Origin of the sequence: Vibrio ziniensis, assembly GCF_011064285.1 — a bacterium.
GTDB classification, from domain to species: domain Bacteria; phylum Pseudomonadota; class Gammaproteobacteria; order Enterobacterales; family Vibrionaceae; genus Vibrio; species Vibrio ziniensis.
Window position 1 is genome coordinate 989,805 of the sequence record NZ_CP049331.1, and the last position, 26,318, is coordinate 1,016,122.

Annotated in this window: 22 protein-coding genes; 18 read left to right on the forward strand and 4 right to left on the reverse strand. The window is 42.5% G+C overall.

The annotated features are described in order from the left end of the window. Positions 1–4: 4 nt before the first annotated feature. The 5 genes from G5S32_RS04470 to G5S32_RS04490 all read left to right on the forward strand — a co-directional run bounded on the left by G5S32_RS04470 (position 5) and on the right by G5S32_RS04490 (position 6,132). Entirely contained in the window at positions 5–1,459 is a 1,455-nt protein-coding gene (locus tag G5S32_RS04470; protein ID WP_165310739.1) for an ATP-binding protein, read from the forward strand. Between the two features lie 24 nt (positions 1,460–1,483). Beyond that, positions 1,484–2,731, forward strand: a complete 1,248-nt coding sequence (locus G5S32_RS04475) for an ABC transporter substrate-binding protein (RefSeq protein ID WP_165310741.1) — start codon at positions 1,484–1,486, stop codon at positions 2,729–2,731. 287 nt (positions 2,732–3,018) lie between these two features. Next, positions 3,019–4,017, forward strand: a complete 999-nt coding sequence (locus G5S32_RS04480; protein ID WP_165310743.1) for a DctP family TRAP transporter solute-binding subunit — start codon at positions 3,019–3,021, stop codon at positions 4,015–4,017. An 87-nt stretch (positions 4,018–4,104) separates the two neighbouring features. Further along, on the forward strand, positions 4,105–4,767 hold the full coding sequence (locus G5S32_RS04485) for a TRAP transporter small permease (protein ID WP_165310745.1): 663 nt from the start codon (positions 4,105–4,107) through the stop codon (positions 4,765–4,767). A 3-nt stretch (positions 4,768–4,770) separates the two neighbouring features. Continuing rightward, the gene (locus tag G5S32_RS04490) at positions 4,771–6,132 is read left to right on the forward strand and encodes a TRAP transporter large permease (protein WP_165310747.1); all 1,362 of its coding nucleotides are present in this window, start codon (positions 4,771–4,773) and stop codon (positions 6,130–6,132) included. Positions 6,133–6,200: 68 nt separating this feature from the next. On the opposite strand, the gene G5S32_RS04495 is transcribed toward G5S32_RS04490, so the two are convergent. Both G5S32_RS04495 and G5S32_RS04500 read right to left on the reverse strand, forming a co-directional pair. After that, positions 6,201–7,541: a sigma-54-dependent transcriptional regulator gene (locus tag G5S32_RS04495; RefSeq protein WP_165310749.1), complete on the reverse strand. Its 1,341-nt coding sequence runs from the start codon at positions 7,539–7,541 to the stop codon at positions 6,201–6,203. Between the two features lie 15 nt (positions 7,542–7,556). Further along, the gene (locus G5S32_RS04500; protein ID WP_165312707.1) at positions 7,557–9,371 is read right to left on the reverse strand and encodes a sensor histidine kinase; all 1,815 of its coding nucleotides are present in this window, start codon (positions 9,369–9,371) and stop codon (positions 7,557–7,559) included. Between the two features lie 522 nt (positions 9,372–9,893). On the opposite strand from G5S32_RS04500, the gene tig reads away from it, so the two are divergent. The 13 genes from tig (at position 9,894) to pyrF (ending at position 24,376) form a co-directional block, all read left to right on the forward strand. Further along, the gene (tig, locus tag G5S32_RS04505) at positions 9,894–11,198 is read left to right on the forward strand and encodes a trigger factor (RefSeq protein WP_165310751.1); all 1,305 of its coding nucleotides are present in this window, start codon (positions 9,894–9,896) and stop codon (positions 11,196–11,198) included. Positions 11,199–11,305: 107 nt separating this feature from the next. After that, on the forward strand, positions 11,306–11,932 hold the full coding sequence (clpP, locus tag G5S32_RS04510; RefSeq protein WP_165310753.1) for an ATP-dependent Clp endopeptidase proteolytic subunit ClpP: 627 nt from the start codon (positions 11,306–11,308) through the stop codon (positions 11,930–11,932). Positions 11,933–12,015: 83 nt separating this feature from the next. Then, positions 12,016–13,296, forward strand: coding sequence for an ATP-dependent protease ATP-binding subunit ClpX (gene clpX, locus G5S32_RS04515; RefSeq protein WP_165310755.1), 1,281 nt, complete (start codon positions 12,016–12,018; stop codon positions 13,294–13,296). A gap of 152 nt (positions 13,297–13,448) precedes the next feature. After that, the gene (gene lon / locus G5S32_RS04520) at positions 13,449–15,803 is read left to right on the forward strand and encodes an endopeptidase La (RefSeq protein WP_165310757.1); all 2,355 of its coding nucleotides are present in this window, start codon (positions 13,449–13,451) and stop codon (positions 15,801–15,803) included. Positions 15,804–15,995: 192 nt separating this feature from the next. Continuing rightward, on the forward strand, positions 15,996–16,268 hold the full coding sequence (locus tag G5S32_RS04525; RefSeq protein ID WP_165310759.1) for an HU family DNA-binding protein: 273 nt from the start codon (positions 15,996–15,998) through the stop codon (positions 16,266–16,268). A gap of 152 nt (positions 16,269–16,420) precedes the next feature. Then, positions 16,421–18,280, forward strand: a complete 1,860-nt coding sequence (gene ppiD / locus G5S32_RS04530; RefSeq protein ID WP_165310761.1) for a peptidylprolyl isomerase — start codon at positions 16,421–16,423, stop codon at positions 18,278–18,280. A 135-nt stretch (positions 18,281–18,415) separates the two neighbouring features. Then, on the forward strand, positions 18,416–18,739 hold the full coding sequence (locus tag G5S32_RS04535) for a ComEA family DNA-binding protein (RefSeq protein WP_165310763.1): 324 nt from the start codon (positions 18,416–18,418) through the stop codon (positions 18,737–18,739). Between the two features lie 203 nt (positions 18,740–18,942). Continuing rightward, a complete protein-coding gene (cmk, locus tag G5S32_RS04540) occupies positions 18,943–19,623 on the forward strand; it encodes a (d)CMP kinase (protein ID WP_165310765.1) in 681 nt (226 codons plus the stop codon). Positions 19,624–19,728: 105 nt separating this feature from the next. Continuing rightward, entirely contained in the window at positions 19,729–21,399 is a 1,671-nt protein-coding gene (gene rpsA, locus G5S32_RS04545; RefSeq protein ID WP_165310767.1) for a 30S ribosomal protein S1, read from the forward strand. A 297-nt stretch (positions 21,400–21,696) separates the two neighbouring features. Beyond that, entirely contained in the window at positions 21,697–21,975 is a 279-nt protein-coding gene (gene ihfB / locus G5S32_RS04550) for an integration host factor subunit beta (protein ID WP_165310769.1), read from the forward strand. 133 nt (positions 21,976–22,108) lie between these two features. Then, positions 22,109–22,396 (forward strand): LapA family protein, encoded by a 288-nt coding sequence (locus tag G5S32_RS04555; protein WP_165310771.1) that lies wholly within the window; start codon positions 22,109–22,111, stop codon positions 22,394–22,396. A gap of 12 nt (positions 22,397–22,408) precedes the next feature. Beyond that, positions 22,409–23,578 carry a lipopolysaccharide assembly protein LapB gene (gene lapB / locus G5S32_RS04560; RefSeq protein ID WP_165310773.1) on the forward strand — a complete coding sequence of 390 codons (1,170 nt, stop codon included), beginning with the start codon at positions 22,409–22,411 and terminating at the stop codon, positions 23,576–23,578. Between the two features lie 102 nt (positions 23,579–23,680). Next, the gene (gene pyrF / locus G5S32_RS04565) at positions 23,681–24,376 is read left to right on the forward strand and encodes an orotidine-5'-phosphate decarboxylase (RefSeq protein ID WP_165310775.1); all 696 of its coding nucleotides are present in this window, start codon (positions 23,681–23,683) and stop codon (positions 24,374–24,376) included. Positions 24,377–24,418: 42 nt separating this feature from the next. Here the strand turns inward: pyrF and miaE are convergent, their stop codons facing one another. Next, on the reverse strand, positions 24,419–25,192 hold the full coding sequence (gene miaE, locus G5S32_RS04570; protein ID WP_165310777.1) for a tRNA isopentenyl-2-thiomethyl-A-37 hydroxylase MiaE: 774 nt from the start codon (positions 25,190–25,192) through the stop codon (positions 24,419–24,421). A 68-nt stretch (positions 25,193–25,260) separates the two neighbouring features. Next, on the reverse strand, positions 25,261–26,025 hold the full coding sequence (locus G5S32_RS04575) for a DNA repair protein (RefSeq protein WP_165310779.1): 765 nt from the start codon (positions 26,023–26,025) through the stop codon (positions 25,261–25,263). Positions 26,026–26,318: the final 293 nt, after the last annotated feature.

Consider the following 26,318-nt stretch of genomic DNA (forward strand, 5'->3'; position numbering starts at 1 on the left):
TTTTATGTCAGGTCCCCGTTTTTGGAAGAGCTTTAAACCTAACTCGTTGGTTGCTCGTACTTTATTACTGACACTTCTCGCGGTGGTGATTGCCCAAGGCATCGCCACTTCGGTTTGGTATAGTCAATCAAAAGCGAAAGAGTTAGAAGGTATTCACTCTGCGTCAGCCAGTATGGCGGGTATGTTTGCCTCAACAGTGACCTTTTTCCAATCTCTTCCAGTACGTTATCGCCATATTATTTTGGATCAAATCCGAAACATGGGGGGGACGCGTTTTTTTGTCTCCTTTAACAAAGAAAGTCTAATCGTTGAACCGATAGAAGAAACGAGCCTCAAAAAAGCATCTGTCAAGGCTGTTAAGGAAGTCTTAAATGAGAAGCTGACCAATGTTGGGCAGGTGTTGGTGGATTTCTCGCGACCTGAAAGACTACGTTTGCTAAAAAACAGTATTTTAATGAATGACTTACCCAAGTCATGGGTTCATCACACCCTAACTTTGGAGCCACTGAATCCCCCGGTAATGGTGGTACAAATTGAACTCGATGAGAAAGAGTGGATATACATAGCGGCTTTGCTTCCTTCGCCATACATCACTTTGGATGACACCATCATAGGCAAAGAGCAGATTATCTTCCTCTTAAGTTCGACCTCGATATTGCTAGTGCTTACTTACTTGCTGATGCGCAGACAAGTTAGACCTTTGAAGAACTTGGCTCGCGCTGCCAATGACATGAGCATGGGGATTGAACAACGACCGCTGAACGAAGAAGGTGCCAGCGAGTTAATTACTGCCACTCGCGCGTTTAACTTAATGCAGCAGCGTATTCGTCGCTATGTTTCAGACAGAGAAAATTTATTCTCAGCAATATCGCATGACTTAAAAACGCCGATTACTCGACTGAGGTTAAGGGCTGAACTGTTAGATGATGACGTAAAACGCGAGAAATTTAATCGGGATTTGGATGAGCTAGAAATGATGGTTAAAGGCGCTTTGCAGTGTGTTCGTGATACCGATTTGCATGAAAACAACGACTATATTGATCTCAATGAACTGATTATGTCGATTGCTGAAGGGTATAACCTTACCACTCAAACTGTCCACTTTAAACCTATATCCATTGAACCTATTGTCGCTAAGCCGTTAGCTATGAAGCGGGCACTAACTAATCTGATAAATAACGGTGTGAAGTACGGGCATGAAGTCTGGATCAGCATCGATGAAAGCGAAGATTGGATTACCGTGACGATTGAAGACCGCGGTCCTGGGATTCCTAAAGATAAACTCGAAAGGGTGTTTGAACCTTATTTTCGTATTGCCAATGACAATGAAGGGCATGGACTTGGCTTAGGTATCAGTCGAAATATTCTTCGTGGACATGGAGGGGATATGGTGATTGAAAATCTGCTAAGCGGTGGTTTACGTGTGAAGCTGTTTATGCCCCCGACTCTTGAAGTATAAGTTCCTTACTTATAAGGAAATATCATGAAACTTAATAAAATCTTTCTCGCAGCATCAATGCTATGCTCAGCAAATAGTGCGTTAGCCGGTGAAGTGGAAGTGCTTCACTGGTGGACAGCTGGTGGTGAAGCCAATGCGATTTCTGTTCTCAAAAACATGCTAGAGAAGCAAGGATACTCATGGATTGATTTCGGCGTAGAAGGCGGTGGCGGTGAAAGCGCGATGAGAGTGTTAAGAACACGCGCTGTTTCTGGTAATCCTCCTTCTGCTGCCAACATAAAAGGACCCGACATTCAAGAGTGGGCGCGGCTTGGTTTTTTGACCAACTTAGATAGTGTTGCGAAGCCTGATCACTGGGATGATGTGATTCCCAAAATGATCACTGATGTAATGAAGTATGACAATCACTATGTTGCTGTGCCTGTCAATGTGCACCGTGTGAATTGGCTTTGGGCTAACTCTGCAGTATTTGCACAGGCTGGAGCAAAGATTCCCACCACAATGGATGAGTTTTTTACCGCAGCGGAAAAAATCAAAGCGATTGGTTTAATTCCTTTAGCTCATGGTAGTCAACCTTGGCAAGATGCCACACTGTTTGAAGTTGTTGCTCTCGATGTTTTGGGGGCGAGAGACTACATAAAAGCCTTTGTCGATCTGGATATGGACATTTTAGGCGGTGAAAAAATGATTGAAGTTTTCACTAAGTTTAAACGTGTCAGAAGTTATGTTGACAATAACTCACCAGGAAGAAACTGGATGACTGCAACCTCTATGGTGATTAACGGTGAAGCGGGAATGCAGATAATGGGTGACTGGGCAAAAGGCGAATTTTCTGCGGCAGGAAAGGTACCGGGAAAAGATTATGTTTGTGCTCCAGCCTTTGGTACGGCTGGAAAATTCACTTACAACGTCGACAGTTTTGCCTTCTTTGAGCTTCAGGATGAAGAAAATTTTAAAGCACAAAAAGCGCTGGCATCTACCATCCTAGACCCCAAGTTTCAGGAAATCTTCAACTTAAATAAAGGCTCGATTCCTGTTCGGCTTGATATGGATATGTCCCATTTCGACCAGTGTGCGTTGGATTCAATGAAAGATTTTAAATCATCGGCTCAAACAGGCGATCTTGTACCAAGTATGGCGCATGGCATGTCGACCGCAGGCTATGTTCAAGGTGCGATGTTTGATGTGATAACCAATTTCTTTAACGACCAAAGTGCCGTTCCAGCAGAGGCGGTACAGCGACTTGCTAAGGTTGTTAAATCTGCAATGTAGCAGCATAGATTTTTACCTCTAAAACAGGTTTACCACTAAAACATATTCACCTCTAAAAAACTTGGCGGGAAATGACACATACGCTTTTTTTGATGTGTCATTTTCCACCCATTTCTCAACACGTTCGTGTTTCTTTTATCGGTATGAAAATTGTAAATTAAATGTAATTAATTGTTTTTTTAATGATTGTTAATTAATTGTTTCAACTTGGCTTACTCCTTGCTCTATAGAGTTTATGCAGCGCTCATTGATGAGTTTGCTGATGATATAAACCAAGGAGAATAATAATGTTAAAGCCTCTTACTCTACTGACTGCCTCTATCCTAGCTGTAACTAGTTTCAACGCTGCTGCTAACTGTGACCCAGGTGAAATCGTGATTAAATTCAGTCACGTAACCAACACAGATAAACACCCCAAAGGTATCGCAGCAACACTGCTTGAAAAACGCGTGAACGAAGAGATGAATGGCAAAGCTTGTATGCAAGTTTACCCAAACTCGACGCTATACGATGATGATAAAGTTCTTGAAGCATTGTTGAACGGCGATGTGCAGCTAGCAGCTCCGTCTCTGTCTAAATTTGAAAAATTTACCAAAAAGTTCCGCCTTTTCGACTTACCTTTCCTTTTTGAAGACGTAGATGCAGTAGACCGTTTCCAGACCTCTGACGCTGGTGAACAGCTAAAGAACGCAATGACTCGCCGTGGTGTAAAAGGTCTTGAATTCTGGCACAACGGTATGAAGCAAATTTCTGCTAACAAACCAATCCTTGTTCCAGCAGATGCAAAAGGTCTTAAATTCCGTGTTCAGGCTTCTGATGTTCTTGTAGCTCAGTTTGAACAGCTCAACGCTAACCCTCAAAAAATGTCGTTTGCCGAAGTATATGGTGGCTTACAGACCAAAGTTATCGATGGTCAGGAGAACACTTGGTCGAACACTTACGGTCAAAAATACTTCGAAGTTCAAGATGGTATTACTGAAACCAACCACGGCATTCTTGATTACCTAGTCGTGACTTCTACCAAATGGTGGGACGGTCTACCAGCCGATGTTCGCGATCAGCTAGCGACCATTCTTAATGAAGTCACTGTGACTCGAAATGCTGAGTCAAACAAAGTTGAAGAGCAAAACAAGCAATACATTCTTGAAGCGGGTGGTGTAGTTCGTCAACTAACACCAGAACAACGCCAACAGTGGGTTGATGCTCTGAAACCAGTTTGGAAGAAGTTTGAGAAAGATATCGGTAGTGATCTGATTGATGCTGCTTTGGCTTCAAATAAGAAGTAATGACGTTTGCCCCTGCTTATTCGGGTAGGGGCTTTTTATGCCAATTACATTACGACAATAACGATTACAACAAGAGCTAAGTATCTTATGGAACAGTCATTTTTTGCCAAAGTCGGTCGTATCACTGACAAAGCGGAAGAGACATTAATTGCCTTCTTCTTGGGTGCAATGACACTACTTACCTTCGCCAACGTAGTGTTGCGCTATCTGTTCAACGACAACATTCTCTGGGCGCTAGAGCTAACGGTATTCATGTTTGCGTGGATGGTACTCGTGGGAGCGTCTTATGGGGTTAAAAAACACTTTCACATTGGTGTTGACGTCATCATCAATAAAGCACCTCCTGCGGGTCGTAAAATCTATGCGTTGATTGCGATTTCATGCTGTTTAGCATTCTCGACTTTTCTGCTTATCGGCTCTTGGAACTACTGGTATCCGTTTGCTACCGAGCGAGCTTGGTATGAAACTGACGATATTCCTATGCCAGAGATGCTGCAATTTTTGTCGGACTGGCTCAATGAAGGTGAGCGCTACGAAAAGCTGCCTCGATTCATTCCTTACATGGCGCTGCCAGTCGGTATGGCAATGTTGACGTTTCGCTTCCTACAGATCGCTTATCAGATTTTAACGGGCAAATTGGACCGTATGATCGCAGGTCATGAAGCGGAAGAAGATCTTGATGCATTAAAAGCTGAATTGGCAGATGTGGAAGATGTCATGAGTGCTAATAATAAGAATAAGGAGCAGTAAGTCATGGCTATTTTGTTGTTATTCCTACTCGTCATCGGCTTTATGCTGATTGGCGTACCGATTGCGATATCACTGGGCTTGTCGAGTATTCTATTTTTGATGTGGCATTCAGATGCTTCATTGGCTTCGGTGGCTCAGACTCTTTTTAACGCCTTTGAAGGTCACTATACCCTTTTAGCTATTCCATTCTTCATTTTGGCGTCGAGCTTTATGTCTACTGGCGGCGTAGCGAAACGTATCATTCGTTTCGCGATTGCGATGGTAGGTTGGTTCCGTGGCGGCTTAGCCGTTGCTTCAGTTGTCGCTTGTATGATGTTCGCAGCGCTATCCGGTTCTTCACCAGCAACGGTTGTGGCTATCGGTAGTATCGTTATTGCCGGTATGGTGAAAAATGGCTACAGCAAAGAGTTTGCAGCAGGCGTTATTTGTAACGCAGGTACACTGGGGATTCTTATACCGCCATCAATTGTAATGGTTGTGTACTCTGCTGCGACCAACGTGTCTGTTGGTCGTATGTTCCTTGGCGGGGTAATTCCGGGATTGCTAGCAGGTCTGATGTTGATCATTGCGATCTACATTACTGCACGTATCAAAAATCTACCAAGACAACCTTTTGTGGGTTGGAAAGAAGCAATATCAGCTGCGAAAGATGCAAGCTGGGGTCTGCTTTTGGTGGTCATTATACTTGGCGGTATTTATGGTGGTATCTTTACGCCAACCGAGGCGGCAGCAGTTGCAGCAGTGTATTCATTCTTTATTGCCAACTTTATCTATCGCGATATGGGACCGTTCGCCGATAAGAACAACACCAAACCATTCCTCGTTAAAGCGGTTGAAACTTTTGTTCATAAAGATACACAAAATACGCTGTATGACGCAGGTAAACTGACAATCATGTTGCTGTTTATCATTGCTAACGCTCTGATTTTGAAACATGTACTGACCGAAGAACGCGTCCCTCAGATGATCACAGAATCGATGCTTTCTGCTGGCTTAGGTCCAATTGCTTTCCTAATTGTGGTCAACGTATTGTTGTTGATTGGTGGTCAGTTTATGGAACCATCAGGTCTGCTGATCATTGTGGCTCCATTGGTATTCCCAATCGCGATTCAGCTAGGCATCGACCCGATTCACTTGGGTATCATGATGGTCGTGAACATGGAGATAGGTATGATAACGCCGCCTGTCGGGCTCAACCTCTTTGTAACTGCAGGGGTTGCGAAGATGTCGATGATGGATGTTGTCAAAGCCGCTTTACCATGGGTAGGCATTATGTTCCTATTCTTGATCATCGTAACTTATGTACCTATCGTATCGACTTGGTTACCAACGTTACTGATGGGGCCGGAAATCATCACCAAATAAAAATGATGACGTGAGATGAAAAAAACGCCTAGAATTGCTAGGCGTTTTTCTACTGTTTGGCACTACTTTTAGTCTTTGTAGTTATCTTTATTTATCTGATATTTCTGCATTTTGTCATAGAGTGTCTTTCGCGGAATATTGAGAATTTCCATGGCGTCTTTAATGCTGCCGGAACACTCAATCAGCGTTTGATCTATCAGTGATTTTTCGTACTCTGCTACTTGATCCGCAAGGCTGGTTAATACTTTAGCGTTGTTGCTCTGCTCACCAAGTTCTGAAAGCTTCCCAAGTAACACATAGCGTTCTGCTGCATTACGTAGCTCCCTCACATTCCCCGGCCAGTCATGACTGAGCAATGCTTGCAAAGCACTCTGAGGTAAAGCGGTTGCCGCTTTTCCGTAGCGAGCCGCTGCTACAAGCAGAAAGTGATGGAAGAGGGCTGGTATATCCTCTCGGCGTTCGCGAAGCGGTGGTATATCAAGGGTCACTATGTTGAGCCGGTAATAGAGATCTTGGCGAAAGTTTCCTTCTAACGCTGCCTTTTTCAAATCGACTTTGGTCGCTGCAATAACGCGAATATCCAGTGGGATAAGCTCATTCGAACCGACTCGTTCGATAACGCGTTCCTGCAACACACGTAGCAAACGAATTTGAGCTTGCATAGGCATTGATTCAATCTCATCAAGAAACAGAGTCCCGCCTTGAGCATGTTCAAACTTACCGATACGTTTGGTGTCCGCACCGGTAAAAGCACCTTTTTCGTGTCCGTAAAGTTCACTCTCAATGAGATTTTCCGGTACAGCTCCGCAGTTAACTGCCACGAAGTTTTTTTCACGTCGAGAGCTTTGTTCGTGCAGAGAACGAGCGATAAGCTCTTTTCCCGTACCAGTCTCACCAAACAGAAGAATGTCCGCGTTGGTGTCGGCAACGTGAGTAATGGTATCTCTTAACGCAATAATGCTGTTGGTCTCACCGATGATTCTCGGACCAAGAGTCTGGCTGGCTTTGAGGCTACGTTTTAACTGTTGGTTTTCCAACGTTAGTTTTCTGCGTTCAATAGCTCGATTGACGGTTTCAATGAGTCTTTCTGGTGCGAAAGGTTTCTCGATAAAGTCATAAGCGCCGTCATGCATCGCTTGCACTGCCATGGATATATCACCATGACCAGTGATGAGAATGACCGGCACATCACTGTCTTGATGATGAATAGAAGACAGAAGATTCTGCCCACTGATTCCCGGTAGACAGATGTCTGTCACGACGACCATTGGCAACTTATCTTGCTTGATGGCTAGCAGCGCGTCTTCTGCGCTGGAGAAAAATTTGGCATCGATATCTGCCAGTTCAAAGCTCTGCTCGATTGCTATTCGAATGTCCGATTCGTCATCAATAAAAAATACATCGCACATACATTTCCCTTATTTTTATAATTCTGGACTGACTTGGGTTTGTTCTAGACTATTCTGATTTTTATTAAGGACAATAGTGAATCTTGCCCCACCGAGTAGAGAAGAGTGGGCGGTTAAATCCCCACCCATGCTATGCATGATTTGTTGGGATATAGATAACCCCAAACCCAAACCATTTTTCTTCGTGGTATAGAAAGGTTCGAACAGATTCTTCATCTGTTCCAAATTAATACCCATACCTGTGTCGTCGACATGAATACAGATATGTTCTGGTTGTTCTTCTAAAGTAAGAACCACTTTTTTAATCTCCTGCTCATCAACGGCCTGCATTGCATTGGTCAGCAAGTTAATAATGACCTGCTCTAACTGAATTGGGTTAATGCTGCAGCAAACTGGTGCTTCTGGAGCTTGAATTTCAAACTCTATGTAATGAGATTTAAACTGAGGCTGCATCAGTTCTTTGGCATTGATAATCAGAGGTAGCAACTGTGCTTCTACGTGTTCATCGCTTTCTGTTTTTCTGGCAAAGGATTTGAGCTGTTCGCTGATTTTGGCCATGCGAACGGTAAGTGCAGAAATACGTTCCAGATTTTCGTCAGTACGTTCAGGTTTGCCATTGGAAAGGAAGCGCCTGCCATTGTCAGCAAAGCTGCGTATCGCTGCTAAAGGGTTGTTTAGTTCATGGCTTATGCTTGCTGACATCTGACCAAGGACAGCCAATTTAGCTGCCTGTATTAACTCATTTTGCGTTTGCCTTAGGATTTGTTCTGTTTTAATTCTCTCGCCAATTTCTACGTGCAATTTTGCAGTTCTTTCCATAACCAAAAATTCCAGTTTTTGCTTTGCTTCGACTTGTAGTCGCTCGATCTGACGTTGGCGGATCTGACGATGATGCAAAAGTAGAAAGGCAAGATAAACAATGGCAAAAATCATAGTCAGAATGATGAGGAAACCAAAGGTATCCCAGAACACATTAACTTTAGGTGACAGAACATGGATGTTGAGCGCGAGATTATTCAGTTTATTGGTTGAAACAATATAGTCGTCTTTAATCCAGCCCTGATTAGGTTTGACCCATTCAGTCTCCGCAAGGTTGACGTCACCATAGAAACCCAAAGATAGAATGGTGCTATCTAAATACTGGCGAGTGTCTGTTACTTTTTGGCGTGCTTCCTCGCTGAGCTCGGAAACACTATGGAACAGCCAGTCAGGTCGACTAGACATGAATACAATGTTGTTATCATCCGTAGCAACGAAATAACTGTTCTTGCTCTGCCAGTTTTCTTCAATAGATGAGAGATCCATTTTTACGACTACTACGCCAATGACTTCAGCTGCGTAGATCACCGGATAAGCATAGTAATAGCCCCTTTGCCCGGAAGTGGACCCAAGGGCAAAATACTGACTTTTTTTGCCAGAAATTGCATCATAGAAATAGGGGCGCCATGCGAAGTTACGCCCGATAAAGGAACGATCCAAGTTCCAGTTGCTAGAAGCGATAGTATTCCCAATATCATCCAGTAAATAGGTATCGGCAGCCTGAATCACGTCGTTTACTTGCTCTAAATAGAGGTTGGTTAAATCAATTTGTGCACTGTTTTCTGGATGACTCAACGCATCGACCAGTTCTTTATCTTTGGATAATAAGCGAGGAATGTGGGCATATTTGTCCAGTTTGGTAGAAATGTGACTAGAGAAACGTTCAAGTTCTGACTGTTGCTCAATCAAGAGTGACTGGTAGCTATAGCGCCAAACTAAATGTGCGGCCATCGCCGCGATGACGCTATAAATGATCAAAAACAACACTGAGAGTTGGCGTATAGACAGCATCCTTGTCATAGTTTTCGTTCCTTGTTTATCTCGCCACTCATGATACTGGGAACTTCAATTTGGCTGTTTAAAAACATATCGAATATGGGAGGCAAAACAAGAGCCAGATCTCTTTTTGATTATTTGAGGAAAAAAATCCCTCGATTCTCTTGAAAAAGCCTATATTGTCCCCATTTCAGAGCCATCAGGAGATCCATCCACTGGTTGTTTTTTTATCAGTTAAAGAGTTTTTTAGGACATTGGCTTTTTCTTGCCGGGTATTAGCTCGACAGCTAAAGCTGAGATCGGTAGTATATCGCGTCTAATTTTTAGTCCTGAGGCTAATCAGAGATACCTTTATTCGGCGCAAATCGTCCAAAGATGTCACTCATTAGTTCGATATTTAGGTGAATATCACTGAGAGTATCGATGCTCAATATTTACAGTTAGTGTTCTACCGAGCACAAGATAAGGATGAAGCCAAACAGATATGTTGGCTCATGATGCTCAGGAATGCTGAGCCAGTTTTGAGGTTTAAATACAATGCAAGTTACTGTTGAAACGCTAGAAGGCCTAGAGCGCCGTTTGAATATTACTGTTCCTGCTGCAAACATCGAAGATGCAGTAGCAGCTGAACTACGCAACATCGCGAAAAATCGTCGTTTTGACGGTTTCCGTAAAGGTAAAGTACCGATGAAGATGGTTGCGCAAATGTACGGCAAAGCAGTACGTCAAGACATTCTTGGTGAAGTTATGCAACGTCACTTCATCGAAGCAATCGTAAAAGAGAAAATCAACCCAGCTGGCGCACCAACTTTCGCTCCAGTAGAAATTAAAGAAGGCGCAGATCTAGTATTCACTGCAACTTTCGAAATTTACCCAGAAGTTGAACTTAAAGGTTTATCAAACATCACTGTAGAAAAACCTGCAGCAGAAGTTCAAGACTCTGACGTTGAAGAGATGCTAGAAACTCTACGTAAGCAACAATCTACTTGGAGTGAAGTAGAAGAAGCTGCTGACAACGGTAAGCGCGTTTCTATCGACTTCGTTGGTTCTATCGACGGTGTTGAATTTGAAGGCGGTAAAGCTGAAAACTTCCCACTAGAAATGGGCGCAGGTCGCATGATTCCTGGTTTTGAAGACGGTATCGTTGGCAAAACTAAAGGCATGGAATTCGAAATCGACGTGAACTTCCCAGAAGAGTACCACGCTGAAAACCTAAAAGGTAAAGCAGCTAAGTTCGCTATCAAAGTGAACAAAGTTGAAGCTCGCCAACTACCAGAACTAAACGAAGAGTTCGTTGCTAAGTTCGGTGTAACTGAAGGCGGTGTTGACGCACTTAAAGCTGAAGTTCGTAAGAACATGGAACGTGAACTTAAACAAGCAATCAAAGCTCGCATCAAAGAGCAAGCGATTGAAGGCCTTGTGAAAGAGAACGCAATCGACGTTCCAGCAGCTCTTGTCGATCAAGAAATCGACGTACTACGTCAACAAGCTGCACAACGTTTTGGTGGCAACATCGAAGCTGCAAACCAACTTCCACGTGAAATGTTCGAAGAGCAAGCTAAACGTCGCGTAGTTGTAGGTCTACTTCTAGGTGAAGTTATCAAGACTGAAGAACTAAAAGCTGACGAAGGTAAAGTGAAATCACTTATCGAAGAAATGGCGACAGCTTATGAAGATCCAGCGGAAGTTATCTCTTACTACGAGCAAAACGAGCAAATGATGAACAACATGCGCAACGTAGCTCTAGAAGAACAAGCGATTGACGCGATCATTGCTAAAGCAACAGTTACAGAGAAAGCAATTAGCTTTAACGAGCTAATGAACCCTCAAGTTGCTGCTTAATAAGCAATCTATAGCGTAGAAGGTTGACTTCACGTCAACTATTCTGCTAACAATGGTCCGTATGATACTCATCATCCGGGCCATTTATTTTTAGGGATATTAAGACTATGAGCTACCAAGAAAAAAACGCAATGTCGCCGATTATTGATGCGCTAGTACCCATGGTGGTTGAACAAACTTCCCGTGGCGAACGTTCATACGATATCTATTCACGTCTTTTAAAAGAGCGAGTTATTTTCTTAACGGGTCAGGTAGAAGACCACATGGCAAACCTTGTCGTGGCTCAGCTGCTTTTCTTAGAATCTGAAAACCCAGACAAAGATATCTTCTTATACATCAACTCTCCGGGCGGTAGTGTGACTGCGGGCATGTCTATTTATGACACTATGCAGTTTATTAAGCCAAACGTAAGTACAGTATGTATGGGGCAAGCATGTTCTATGGGCGCATTCTTACTAGCTGGTGGTGCACCTGGTAAACGCTATGTTCTACCAAACTCGCGTGTAATGATTCACCAACCACTAGGTGGTTTCCAAGGCCAAGCTTCGGATATCCAAATTCACGCACAAGAAATTCTAACGATTAAGAATAAATTGAATCGTTTGTTGGCAGAGCATACAGGTCAACCGCTTGAAATTATTGAGCGTGATACTGACCGTGACAATTTCATGTCAGCAGAACAAGCTGTGGAATACGGTTTGGTGGACTCAGTATTGACCCACCGCGGAGAGTAACAGTTCTGGTAATTGTTTAACGCAATTTAGAAGAAATTGTTATACACTCAAACCATAAAGAGTAAAGGCTAAGAGGTTAGCGAATGACAGATAAAAGCAAAGAGGGTGGTAGTAGTAAACTGCTGTACTGCTCTTTCTGTGGCAAAAGCCAGCACGAAGTTCGCAAGCTGATTGCAGGTCCTTCTGTGTATATCTGTGACGAATGTGTTGATCTATGTAACGACATTATTCGCGAAGAGATTAAAGATGTTCTACCTAAGAAAGAGTCGTCAGCCTTGCCTGCGCCTCGTGAAATTCGTGCACATCTTGATGACTATGTAATTGGCCAAGAACACGCAAAAAAAGTGCTCGCTGTTGCGGTATATAACCACTATAAGCGTTTACGTAATGGTGATACGACAAAAGATGGCGTCGAGCTAGGTAAAAGTAACATCTTACTTATCGGCCCTACAGGTAGTGGTAAGACGCTACTTGCTGAAACACTTGCTCGTTTCCTAGATGTACCATTTACGATGGCTGATGCTACAACGCTAACAGAAGCAGGTTATGTTGGTGAAGACGTTGAAAACATCATCCAAAAACTGCTTCAAAAGTGTGATTACGATGTAGCAAAAGCTGAGCGCGGTATCGTCTATATCGATGAAATCGATAAGATTTCTCGTAAATCTGAAAATCCATCTATTACACGAGATGTGTCAGGTGAAGGCGTACAACAAGCACTATTGAAACTGGTTGAAGGTACTATTGCTTCGGTTCCACCACAAGGTGGTCGTAAGCATCCTCAACAAGAGTTCTTACAAGTAGACACTTCTAAAATCTTGTTTATCTGTGGTGGTGCGTTTGCAGGCCTAGATAAAGTGATTGAACAACGTGTTGCAACTGGTACTGGTATTGGTTTTGGAGCTGAAGTTCGTTCTAAAGATCAAAACAGAACGGTTGGTGAATTGTTCACTCAAGTAGAACCGGAAGATTTAGTGAAATATGGTCTAATTCCAGAATTCATTGGACGTCTACCAGTAACTGCAACGCTGACTGAACTTGATGAGCAAGCTCTGATTCAGATTCTTTGCGAACCAAAGAACGCATTGACTAAACAGTATGCGGCGCTTTTCGAACTTGAAGATGTGGATCTTGAGTTCCGTGAAGATGCACTGCGTGCGATTGCGGCGAAAGCGATGGCTCGCAAAACAGGCGCTCGTGGTTTACGTTCAATTCTAGAGAGCGTATTGCTAGAGACTATGTACGAACTACCTTCAATGTCTGATGTTGAAAAAGTGGTCATTGATGAGTCAGTGATCAATGGTGAATCTGAACCATTAATGATTCTCTCTGGCAACGAAAGCCAAGCGGCTGGCGCTGAGTAAATGAGTTGGATCTTTTGGCGTGCTGAAGCCAGTAAATGCTAATAAATAATCAAAGGAGGTATTCATTACCTCCTTTTTTTTATTCTGTTATTGAATCCAGTTAGTTAGCCCCCATATACTCGAATATATATCAAAGCGGAAGAGAGAATAATATGAACTTGGAGCGTTCCGAGCGTATAGAGATCCCCGTACTACCTTTGCGTGATGTGGTTGTATACCCACATATGGTGATCCCTTTGTTTGTTGGTCGTGAGAAATCTATTCAATGCTTAGAAGCGGCAATGGATAACAACAAGCAAGTTCTTCTGGTTGCACAGAAGCAGGCCGAAACGGATGAACCTACTATTTCGGACTTATTCGAAGTAGGTACGGTTGCAACAATTCTGCAGTTGCTTAAGTTACCTGATGGCACGGTAAAAGTACTAGTTGAAGGCCAACAGCGAGCTAAAATCAATGAGTTTCATGAAGGCGAGTTTTTCTCTGCAAGCGCTGAATTCCTGATCACCCCTGAATTAGATGATAAAGAACAGGAAGTCATAGTACGTAGTGCTATCAACCAGTTCGACGGATTCATCAAACTAAATAAAAAGATTCCTCCTGAAGTTTTAACTTCACTGAATGGTATTGATGAAGCTGCACGTTTAGCAGATACCATTGCAGCTCATATGCCACTCAAGTTGGCTGATAAGCAAAAAGTGCTTGAGATTTTAGATGTCACTGAACGTTTAGAGTTCTTAATGGGACAAATGGAATCTGAAATCGATTTGCTTCAAGTTGAAAAGCGCATTCGCACACGCGTTAAAAAGCAGATGGAAAAATCTCAGCGTGAGTACTATCTGAATGAGCAAATGAAAGCGATTCAGAAAGAACTGGGCGAGACAGAAGATGGTGTAGATGAGTTCGAAGTTCTAAAACAGAAAATCGATGATTCAAAAATGCCTGCGGAAGCTCGTGAAAAAACAGAGCAAGAACTACAAAAGCTAAAAATGATGTCTCCGATGTCAGCAGAAGCTACGGTAGTACGTAGCTACATTGATTGGATGATCAACGTTCCTTGGACTAAGCGTTCAAAAGTAAAACGTGACTTAGCCAAAGCAGAAGAAATTCTAAATGCTGACCACTATGGCTTAGAACGTGTCAAAGAACGCATTCTGGAGTATTTGGCGGTTCAGAGTCGTATTAGTAAGCTAAAAGGTCCGATCCTTTGTTTAGTGGGGCCTCCAGGTGTAGGTAAAACGTCATTAGGTCGCTCAATTGCGGCTGCAACAGGACGTAAATACACTCGCATGGCGCTAGGTGGCGTTCGTGATGAAGCTGAAATTCGTGGCCACCGTCGTACCTATATCGGTTCCTTACCGGGTAAGCTAATCCAAAAAATGTCGAAAGTTGGGGTGAAAAACCCGCTATTCCTATTGGATGAAATCGATAAGATGGCATCGGATATGCGTGGTGACCCTGCATCTGCGTTGTTGGAAGTGCTCGACCCAGAACAAAACAATTCATTCAACGACCACTATTTGGAAGTGGATTACGATTTGTCTGACGTTATGTTCGTTGCGACGTCGAACTCAATGAACATTCCAGGGCCGTTGTTGGACCGTATGGAAGTAATTCGTTTGTCTGGTTATACCGAAGACGAAAAACTTAACATTGCTAAGCGTCACTTAGTTGAAAAGCAAATTGAACGCAATGGCCTGAAACCTTCTGAAATAACCATCGAAGACTCAGCGATTATGGGTGTGATTCGTTACTACACGCGTGAAGCGGGTGTTCGTAGCCTAGAGCGTGAAATTTCGAAGATTTGCCGTAAAGCAGTAAAGAATATTCTGTTGAATAAAGATGTTAAACACGTAACGGTGAATCAGGACAACTTGAAAGAGTACCTTGGTGTTCAGCGTTTTGATTTTGGTAAAGCGGACGAGCACAACCGCATTGGCCAGGTAACAGGTTTAGCGTGGACAGAAGTTGGCGGTGACCTTCTTACTATTGAAGCTCAGTCAATGCCTGGTAAAGGCAAATTAACTCAGACAGGCTCACTGGGCGAAGTGATGCAAGAGTCTATTCAGGCTGCGATGACAGTAGTGCGTTCTCGTGCAGAAAAATTGGGAATTAACCCTGATTTCTATGAAAAACGTGATATCCATGTGCACGTGCCAGAAGGTGCAACACCAAAAGACGGCCCTAGCGCGGGTACTGCAATGTGCACAGCTTTAGTATCTTGTCTAACGGGTAATCCTGTAAAAGCAGATGTCGCGATGACGGGTGAAATTACTCTTCGTGGTGAAGTGTTACCTATCGGTGGTTTGAAAGAAAAACTACTGGCGGCTCATCGCGGTGGTATCAAAACTGCCTTAATTCCAAAGGACAACGAGCGTGATTTGGAAGAGATTCCAGACAACGTTATTGCTGATCTTAAGGTAATACCGGTACGCTGGATTGATGAAGTTTTAAAGGTTGCACTAGAAAATGACCCTACGGGAGTGGCCTTTGAAGCCGTAAAAGAGTGATGTGCAGCAAAAATAAGTAAAAGATTACGCTGATAGGCTTAAAAAGGGCTTGTCAGCGTTTTTTTTGGAGGCTACCGTTATCCACTATAGCTTTCAGCCCAGTTGTAACAAGGCTTTAGGTTATCTTTAAACATCAATGGAACGAATAGGCGCCGAACAAAATAATAAATTGGCGACCAAAGGGGAATCACAGTGAATAAAACACAATTAGTAGAAAAAATCGCAGCTAATGCGGATCTATCAAAAGCTTCAGCTGGTCGTGCTCTAGACGCATTTATCGAAGCAGTGAGCGACACTCTTCAATCTGGCGACCAAGTAGCTCTAGTTGGCTTTGGTACTTTCGCAGTACGTACCCGTGCAGCTCGTACTGGTCGTAACCCAAAAACTGGTGAAGAAATCCAAATCGCAGAAGCTAAAGTTCCTGCATTCAAAGCTGGTAAAGCTCTTAAAGACGCTTGTAACTAATTTTTAAGTGATAATTTGCTGTAATTAGCAAATTCCATTTGAACCTTTTTTAATTATGCGCATCCTACTGATGCGCATTTCTTTTTCTGGTATCATCGCGCTATTCATTTTTGGCTGAAGTGCAAACTTCAAATCCGGAGAGCAGTAAAATTATGATGGATCGATTACGCGAGGGCGTTAACAGCATCGCGGTAAAAATTATCCTAGGACTAATCATCCTTTCTTTTATCTTCGCAGGGGTAGGTAGCTACCTAGTCAGTGGCAGTAATAACGCGGCGGCTAAAGTTGGCAACACAGAGATTGACCGTGGTCAGTTCGAGCAAGCTTACCAAAACGAAAGAAATCGTATGCAATCCCAAATGGGAGACTATTTTGCTAACTTACTAGCAGATCCAGCATATGTAGCTTCTTTCCGTAAATCTGTTTTAGACCGTATGATTAACGATGTACTCATCGAGCAGCATGCGAATTCTCTAGGTTTAACGGTCAGTGATGCGCAAGTGCGTAAGCTGATTTTAGACATGCCTCAGTTCCAATCTGCAGGTAAGTTTGACCAAGACATTTATCAAGCGGCGCTACGTCGTGCTGGTTTTTCCGCTGAATCATTTGCTGAGTACCTACGTCGTGATTTGTTGCGTAGTCAGCTGACTTCTGCATTACAAGGCAGTGAGTTCATTCTTAAAGGCGAGATAGATACTCAAAGTGCATTAATTGCGCAAACACGTGATATTCGTACCGTGACTTTGTCTCTGAAAGATTTTGCTAGCAAAGCAACTATCAGTGATGAAGATGCTCAGAAATACTATTCTGAGAATACAGAGCACTATACTCGTCCCGAACAAGTTAAAGTTGCTTATATTGAGCTATCAGCAGAGAAAATGGCTGAGCAAGTAGCAATCAGCGATGAACAAGTAAAAGAATATTATCAAGAGCATCTAGACAAGTATTCAACGGCTGAGCAACGTGAAGTTAGTCATATCCTTGTTCAAGGCGATGATGAAGCGAAAGCACAAGCGATTCTTGATGAATTAAATGCGGGTGCAGACTTTGCGAAACTTGCTGAAGAGAAGTCTGAAGATATCGGTAGCTCAGACAATGGTGGCTCTTTGGGTTGGATTGAGCACGACACTATGGATCCTGCTTTCGACGCGGCTGCGTTTAGTTTAGCTTCTGTAGGTGATGTTTCTGACCTTGTTAAATCTGATTTCGGTTACCACATTATCAAACTTGATGGTATCAAAGCATCTGTAGCAAAACCGCTCGCAGAAGTTGCGGCAGAAATTAAGACAGAACTAGCGTCTCAAAAAGCGGTAGATTCTTTCTATGAGTTACAAACGCAGTTAGAAAAAGTGGCATTTGAATACCCAGATTCTTTGGATGCAGCTGCTAAAGCAATTTCAGCTCAAGTGGTGAAGACGGATTTCATCTCTCAGTCAGACATGCCTGAATTGCTACAAAACGCTGCTGTTCAGCAAGCGATTCAATCTCCTGAAGTGAAAGAAGATGGCTTGAACTCTTCTGTGATTGAAGTTGCACCAGAACATATCGTAGTGGTGCGAGTTGAGGAAACTCGCCCAGAGATGGTTTTACCTCTAGAGGTTGTTAAAGAGCAAGTGATTGCTCAGCTTTCTAACGTAAAAGGTGAACAACAAGCACTAGAGTTAAGCGATAAATTGCTTGCCGCTCTTAAACAAGGCGATAAGTCTCTGCTAGAAGAAAATAAGTTAGCTTTTGGTGAGTTAGAAACGGTAGATCGTGGATACCCATTGGCTCAGGCTGTATATGCTATGCCTAAGCCGCAAGCGAACCAAGTGGTATACGCTCAAACTAAAGACCTAGACGGGAATATTGTACTGGTTGAGTTAAGCAAGGTTGAAGCGAAGATTGAACCTCAATATCACAATCAAATTGGCGCTCAGCTTTCTCGTATTGCTGTTCAACAAGATATAGCAGGTGTTCTTTCTGTCCTAAGAGCGAATACTGATATTGAGTACTATGTTGTGAGTCAATAGTAGCTACAAATGTAATTGATATGTTTAACGAAAGGGGCTGCAACTGCAGCCCCTTTTATTTTTCTCGAAACTGAGTCGGATAGTTTGTTCAGCATGATTAAGATGATTCTGTCTAATCAATAGAGCGAGGAAAATATGTTGAAAAATGGTGTTTTTTTAAAGCAGTGCATTTTGGCTTGCTTGTTAACATTTATACTGCCTGTAGCCAGTGTTTTTGCAGAAAGTAAAAGTGAGCAAGTGGTAGCTAAAACTGAAGAAATTGCAGTTACCGTTAATATAAATACTGCTTCGGCGGAAGAGATATCCACGCTGTTGCTAGGTGTCGGAATTAAGAAAGCGAAGGCCATCGTTGAATATCGAGATCAAAATGGGCCATTTACCGCTAAAGAACAACTGACCAAGGTAAAAGGTATTGGGGTTTCAACGTTACAGAAAAATGAAACACGAATTTTGATTTAGTTAAATTGACCGAAATGTCTGCTAAGGCTTAGGGAACGACTTAAGCCTTAATTCCTACCAGCTCGCGTCACTCATGTGTTTGCTGAACAAAACTCGATATTATATAAATCCTTTCTAGCGCCTTCGTACTATTACCTCTATAATTTCACGCCGGTGAAACGTGGATATTCTTCGTCCATGAATAAAAATAAGTGGAGTAAAACATGCCCTCACACACACCGGTGATTACCGTTGATGGACCAAGCGGCGCAGGTAAAGGTACGCTTTGCATGCTGTTAGCAAATAAACTCGGTTTTCATCTTTTAGACTCTGGTGCTATTTATCGCGTATTAGCGCTTGCAGCCATTCATCATGGTGTTGACCTTGAGTCTGAAGACGCGTTAGTTCCATTGGCTATGCATTTAGACGTTCAATTTATTGCCGAAGGTGACTTAGTTAAAGTTGTTCTTGAAGGCGAAGATGTCTCAAAAGAATTACGTAAAGAAGAGACCGGAATGGCCGCTTCTAAAGTTGCTGCTTTGCCTAGAGTGCGTGAAGCTCTGTTGCGCCGTCAGCGTGCATTTGCAGAAGGTCAAGGCCTAGTTGCTGATGGTCGTGATATGGGAACCGTTGTTTTCCCAACCGCAGAAGCGAAGATTTTCTTAGACGCAAGTGCAGAAGAAAGAGCGCGTAGACGATTCAAGCAGTTGCAACTAAAAGGGCTTGATGTTAAATTTGACGCCCTTTTGAGCGAAATCCAAGAGCGTGACGATCGAGATCGTAATCGCCCAGTGGCTCCGTTACGCCCTGCTGAGGATGCGCTAGTGCTAGATTCGACAGAAATGTCTATCGACGAAGTCGTGAAAAAAGCACTACAATATATCGAATCGAAGTTGGCGGAATAAACCACGTCAGCTAAGAGCGTTGGTTGCAAGGATGATGACCGGCGAATTTAATAACCCCCATGTGGTAGGATGCCCGTGGACGTTTAATTATTGAAGATTAAATAAATGACTGAATCTTTTGCTCAACTCTTTGAAGAGTTCCTAAATGAAACTGAATTCCAACAAGGTAGTATCGTTAAAGGTACTGTAGTAGCTATCGAGAACGGTTACGTTCTTGTAGATGCTGGCCTTAAGTCTGAATCTGCTATCCCTGCTGAACAATTCAAGAACGCTGCTGGCGAACTTGAAGTTGAAGTTGGTTCTCAAGTAGATGTTGCTCTAGACGCTGTTGAAGACGGTTTCGGTGAAACTCAACTTTCTCGTGAGAAAGCTAAGCGTCACGAATCATGGATCGTTCTTGAGAAAGCATACGAAGAAGCTGAAACTGTTGTTGGTATCATCAACGGTAAAGTTAAAGGCGGTTTCACTGTTGAACTAAACGGTATCCGTGCATTCCTTCCTGGCTCTCTAGTAGACGTACGTCCAATCCGTGACACTGCTCACCTAGAAAACAAAGAGCTAGAGTTCAAAGTTATCAAGCTAGACCAGAAACGTAACAACGTAGTTGTTTCTCGTCGTGCTGTTATCGAATCAGAAAGCAGCGTTGAGCGTGACGAACTTCTTGAAACTCTACAAGAAGGTACTGAAGTTAAAGGTATCGTTAAGAACCTTACTGATTACGGTGCATTCGTTGACCTTGGTGGTGTTGACGGTCTTCTACATATCACTGATATGGCATGGAAACGCGTTAAGCACCCATCAGAAATCGTTAACGTTGGTGACGAAATCCTAGTTAAAGTTCTTAAGTTCGATCGTGATCGTACTCGCGTATCACTAGGTCTGAAACAACTTGGCGAAGATCCATGGGTAGCAATCGCTAAACGTTACCCAGAAGGTCACAAACTATCTGGTCGCGTAACTAACCTAACTGACTACGGCTGCTTCGTTGAAATCGAAGAAGGCGTTGAAGGTCTAGTTCACGTTTCAGAAATGGATTGGACTAACAAGAACATCCACCCATCTAAAGTTGTTAATGTTGGCGACGAAGTTGAGGTTATGGTTCTTGATATCGACGAAGAACGTCGTCGTATCTCTCTAGGTCTGAAACAGTGTAAAGCTAACCCATGGCAGTCATTCGCTGAAGCGCAAGCTAAAGGCGATAAAGTTACTGGTAAGATCAAGTCAATCACTGACTTCGGTATCTTCATCGGTCTTGACGGCGGCATCGACGGTCTAGTTCACCTATCTGACATCTCTTGGAACGTTCCTGGAGAAGAAGCTGTACGTGAGTACAAGAAAGGTGACGAGATCTCTGCAGTTGTTCTAGCAGTAGACGCAGAGCGTGAGCGTATTTCTCTAGGCGTTAAGCAAATGGAAAACGACCCATTCAATGCTTATGTAGCTGACAACAAGAAAGGTGCTCTAGTTAACGGTACTGTTACTGCAGTTGACGCTAAAGGCGCAACTATCGAGCTAGAAGAAGGTGTAGAAGGTTACATCCGCGCTTCTGAAGTTGCTCGTGACCGCGTAGAAGACGCTACTCTTATCCTAAGCGTTGGTGACAGCGTTGAAGCGAAATTTACTGGTGTTGACCGTAAAAACCGCGTAATCAACCTATCTATCAAAGCTAAAGATGAAGCTGAAGAGCAAGAAGCTATGGCTTCTATCAACCAAGAAGATGGTGCTTCTTTCGGTAACGCAATGGCAGACGCTTTCAAAGCTGCTAAAGGCGAATAATAGCTATCGCTAATAAGAAGGAGCCGTAAGGCTCCTTTTTTTTTGCACTTCTCAAAGATTAGAGAAATTGAACATTTAACTTGCTGAACTTAATGCGTTAATCACCTTTTTCGCAGAAATAGTGTACTTGCAAAGCACTTTGTTACTAAATGAGCTAATGTTTTAGTAAATAAACCGAAGATCTTTAGAAAAACTATTAGGTGTTTTACTGGATCATTTTCTACAATACTAAGTAAGTGTTTGTTGGAATTGATATTACTTACTATAATAAGTAATAGAACATCTATGAGGGAAATTATGACTAAGTCTGAATTGATCGAAAGGCTCTGTGCTGAGCAAACACATCTGTCGGCAAAAGAAATCGAAGATGCGGTAAAAGATATTCTTGAGCATATGGCTAACACTCTAGAGAGTGGAGATCGCATCGAAATTCGTGGTTTCGGTAGTTTCTCTCTTCACTTTCGTGAACCACGCGTTGGTCGTAATCCTAAGACAGGTGATAAAGTTGAATTGGAAGGTAAATACGTACCTCACTTCAAACCTGGTAAGGAATTACGCGAGCGAGTAAACGGTTAATCTCTTCAAACGAATTGATTTAATAAGCGGCATACTGATGAAGTATGCCGCTTTTTTATGACATATAGACATGGTTTGTCAGGGGATTTTCCTGCATAATCAGTAGAGCCGATTTATAGATAGGTGATGGACTATGAAAATTATAAAAATCGTGGTGGTACTCGCTCTCTTTTTGATTGCGCTAGCTTTGGGTTCTCAAAACCAAGCGGTAGTGACGTTCAATTATTTACTTGCTCAAGGTGAGTTTAACCTATCTACGCTTCTCGGTTCTGTATTCGTCTCAGGTTTCGTTATTGCTTGGATTATTTTTGGCAGCTTGCATCTAAAATCACAATTAAAAGTGCGCAAATTGAATAAACAGCTAAAAAAGATCACACCAGCCACCAAAGAACCATCTGAAAACAAAGTGAATATTGGATAAGGCTTTTTTTAGATGTTAGAAATTCTCTTCTTGTTATTGCCAATTGCCGCCGCTTACGGTTGGTACATGGGTAACCGTAGTGCCCAACATGACAAGCAGAAGCATTCACACCAAATTTCACGTCAATATGTGACGGGGTTAAATTTGCTACTGTCTGATCAGTCAGACAAGGCCGTTGACCACTTTATTGAACTTCTTCAAGTTGATAACGAGACTATCGATACTCACCTTGCTTTGGGTAACTTATTTCGTTCGCGAGGAGAAGTCGATCGAGCTATTCGAATCCATCAAAATCTTATTTCTCGTTCCGGATTAACCATAGATCAAAAGAACTTAGCTCTTCAGCAATTAGCTAAAGATTACATGGTATCGGGCTTTTTAGATCGAGCAGAGAAAATATTTGAACAACTTGTCGATGAGCCTGAGCATCGTGAGTCGGCTATACAGCAATTGACATCCATTTATCAGCAAACACGAGAATGGCACAAAGCTATCGAATGTGCTTCAGTGTTGGTCAAAATGGGTCGTAAACGGATGAAAAGTAGTATTGCTCATTTCCTTTGTGAATTAGCAATGCAAGAAAAAGCGAATGGTAGCGACAGCAAAAGTATTCAATTGTTTAAACGTGCACTGTCAGAGGATCCTAAATGTGTCAGAGCGAGCATTGCTCTAGGTAAGTCTTATTTAGAAAGTGACGATTATAAACACACAATCCATTACTTAAAGATGGTTCTCGACCAAGATATTGACTTTATTGGTGAGGTATTACCAACACTTGCGGAGTGCTATCACCATCTTGGGCAAGAACAAGAATTAGTCGAATTTTTGCGTAAGTGTATTGAGAATAAAGCCGGAGTATCTGCAGAATTAATGTTGGCACAACTTGTCGCTCAACATGAAGGTGTTGCCACTGCGCAGGAGCTTCTGACTAGGCAGTTAGTAAAGAACCCAACGATGAAAGGGTTCTATCGTTTGATCGATTATCACATCGCTGAGGCTGAAGAAGGGCGAGCGAAAGCAAGCTTGTCTACGCTTAAAAAGCTTGTCGGCGAACAGTTAAAAGTGAAACCACATTATCGTTGCCGAAAATGTGGGTTTTCAACCCATTCCCTATATTGGCATTGTCCTTCTTGTAAAGGGTGGGGTTCGGTCAAACCTATTCGCGGTTTGGATGGTGAATAGTCATAGGTCAAAAGACCCAAAATATTGGTGATTGATTAGCCAATAAGACTTGCAGCTCAAATAGCTGCATTTTTTTAGCTCAATAGAGACTTAGGAGTAGAAATGAACGACCAGAAAGTGATCGTTGCACTGGATTATGATAACCAAGCGGATGCGCTTGCATTCGTCAGTAGAATTGACCCAACAAGCTGTCGCTTAAAAGTGGGCAAAGAGATGTTTACACTCTTTGGTCCGGATTTCGTTCGTGAACTACACAAACGTGGCTTCTCTGTATTTTTGGACCTTAAGTTTCACGATATTCCGAATACCTGTTCTAAAGCAGTAAAAGCGGCCGCGGAACTTGGCGTTTGGATGGTGAATGTCCACGCAAGCGGTGGTGAGCGAATGATGGCGGCATCTCGCGAAATATTAGAACCTTACGGTAAAGATCGCCCACTGTTGATTGGTGTTACGGTTCTCACTAGCATGGAACAAAGCGACCTTGCGGGTATCGGCTTGGATGTTAAACCTCAAGAGCAAGTTATGCGTTTGGCTAGCTTGAGCAAAAATGCAGGTTTGGACGGAGTAGTGTGTTCTGCTCAAGAGTCACAGATGCTAAAACAAAGCTTAGGTAAGGATTTCAAATTAGTGACTCCAGGTATCAGACCTGCTGGCGCTGATGTCGGTGACCAACGCCGCATTATGACTCCATATGAAGCTGTCCAAGCTGGTTCAGACTACCTTGTTATTGGCCGACCAATTACTCAGGCGACTGATCCTGCGGCAGTACTTGCAGAAATTAACGCATTGTTAGCGTAATATCATTGGAACCGACAAAAGCCAGCGTATCGCTGGCTTTTTCTATACTGGTGAGCCAGAGTGAAATCGAAACTCGTTATCGCGAGAAGAGATGAGTTCGGCTTCTATATCGCCAAAGAGTTTAATTCTATCGGTAATATCTTGTTCAGAGATTTGCTCAGCAAGTGCTAAGTAGTCTTGGTAGTGACGAGCTTCTGACCTAAGTAGGGAGATATAGAACTTTTGTATCGTTTCCTCTAAATAAGGCGCAAGTTTAGCAAAGCGCTCACATGAACGTGCTTCGATATATGCTCCGATGATCAGTTTATCGATAAGAGCTTCAGGCTCATAGGTTCGAACGTGTTTAATCATTCCCTTAGCATAACGACTGGCTGTGATGGGACGATATTCTAATCCTTGCTGCTCTATTATCTCTAATACCTGATAGAAGTGATGAAGCTCTTCTCTGATAAGCAGAACCATCTTGTCAATCATATCTTGTCCATATGAGCAGCCGTCTTTAGCTTTAATGGATTTGGATAATTGACTTTTCCCTCGTAATGTATCGAGGCTTCCGATGCCTTTAAATGCAAACAACTCATAAGGCTCTACAAGTTGAGTTATTTGCTCTTTACCTTCATCGGTAAGAACGTATCGCTTTAGCAAGAATACTGCGCTCTGAGCAGCTTTCAGCTCACATAGCAGGTGATCTCGTAGAATCCTGGATAAATTCTCAGGCTTTTGGGCTTCTTCAATCCAAGCATCAGGGGTTGTGCATTGTAGGAACTGATTTATTGGGTTGAGTAGTTTATTGACGGTGTGGTATTCGTTCATCATTCTTATAAGAAAAAAGGTTGCCGAGGCAACCTTTCATTAAACTAAGTATTACGTTGGTAATGATTATATTACCACTTTTTCTTTTCACCAAAGAGCGCTTCCATATCACTGTTACGTTCTTTTTCTTCGATCTCTTGTAGCTCCGTTGCGCTTTTTGTTTGACGTTTGTGTTCTAAATCATCATACATTTGTTGCAACTTCTCTCTTGCTTGGTTTGAGTAGTTGTCATTCTTTGTACTAAGAACATCAAGGCCTTTTCGTAGTAATTGAATAGCTGTGCCTGGTTGACCTCGAATAATAGAGTCATTTGCACGCTTAATAACGTTTTCAATGTTAATACGTATTTGGATGTTTTCTAAACGAGCATTTTCTGCGACATAAGCTTGGGTTTCGAATCGACCCTTGTTATGTTCACTTTTAATTGTATCGCGTAAGCGCTTAACCAGTTTAAGCATAACAATCGCTTGCTTGTCACTACTTGGAACTTTAAAGGTTGTGCTATCTCCACCGGAGTGGTGTTCTTTCAAATGTTTAATTTGTGCATTCATATGTTCGATGCGCTGTGCCAACTGTTTGTTTTTTGGCTCTAACTCAAACATATTTTGTAGACAATCTAAAATTCGGACATTTAGGCAAAGAAGTAACTCTTTGCTAAAAGGCAAGTGATGAGCATTACCTATAAGGTCTTCGGTCGCATCTATTATCGCTAAATATCTCGAAGACTCTTGTTTTCTCGCGGCTTCCACTTTGAATTTGTATTGCAACATAATGTTGTAACCCAATACTAATATAAGCAGTATGGCAACCAGTGCGATGATTAAACCTATATTCATAAATTCCGTGTCTTCATTTTTCAATGACTAGTGAATAGGATACAACAACATAACTTACCACTACACCTAGAAATTTACTAATTTCATGATGATTTTTTTGAAGCAAAAAAACGCCTCAATAATTTTTATTTGAATGTCTGCACAAAGTTTTGTCTCTAAAACTTAACAATAGACGCCATTTCGCATCTTACGACTTGTTTTTTTTAATTTTGTAGACCAGCTACAAGCTGAAACCTTGCAAATTATACTAGGTAGAGTATATAACTAATAATTATATAGCATACTCATTTAGG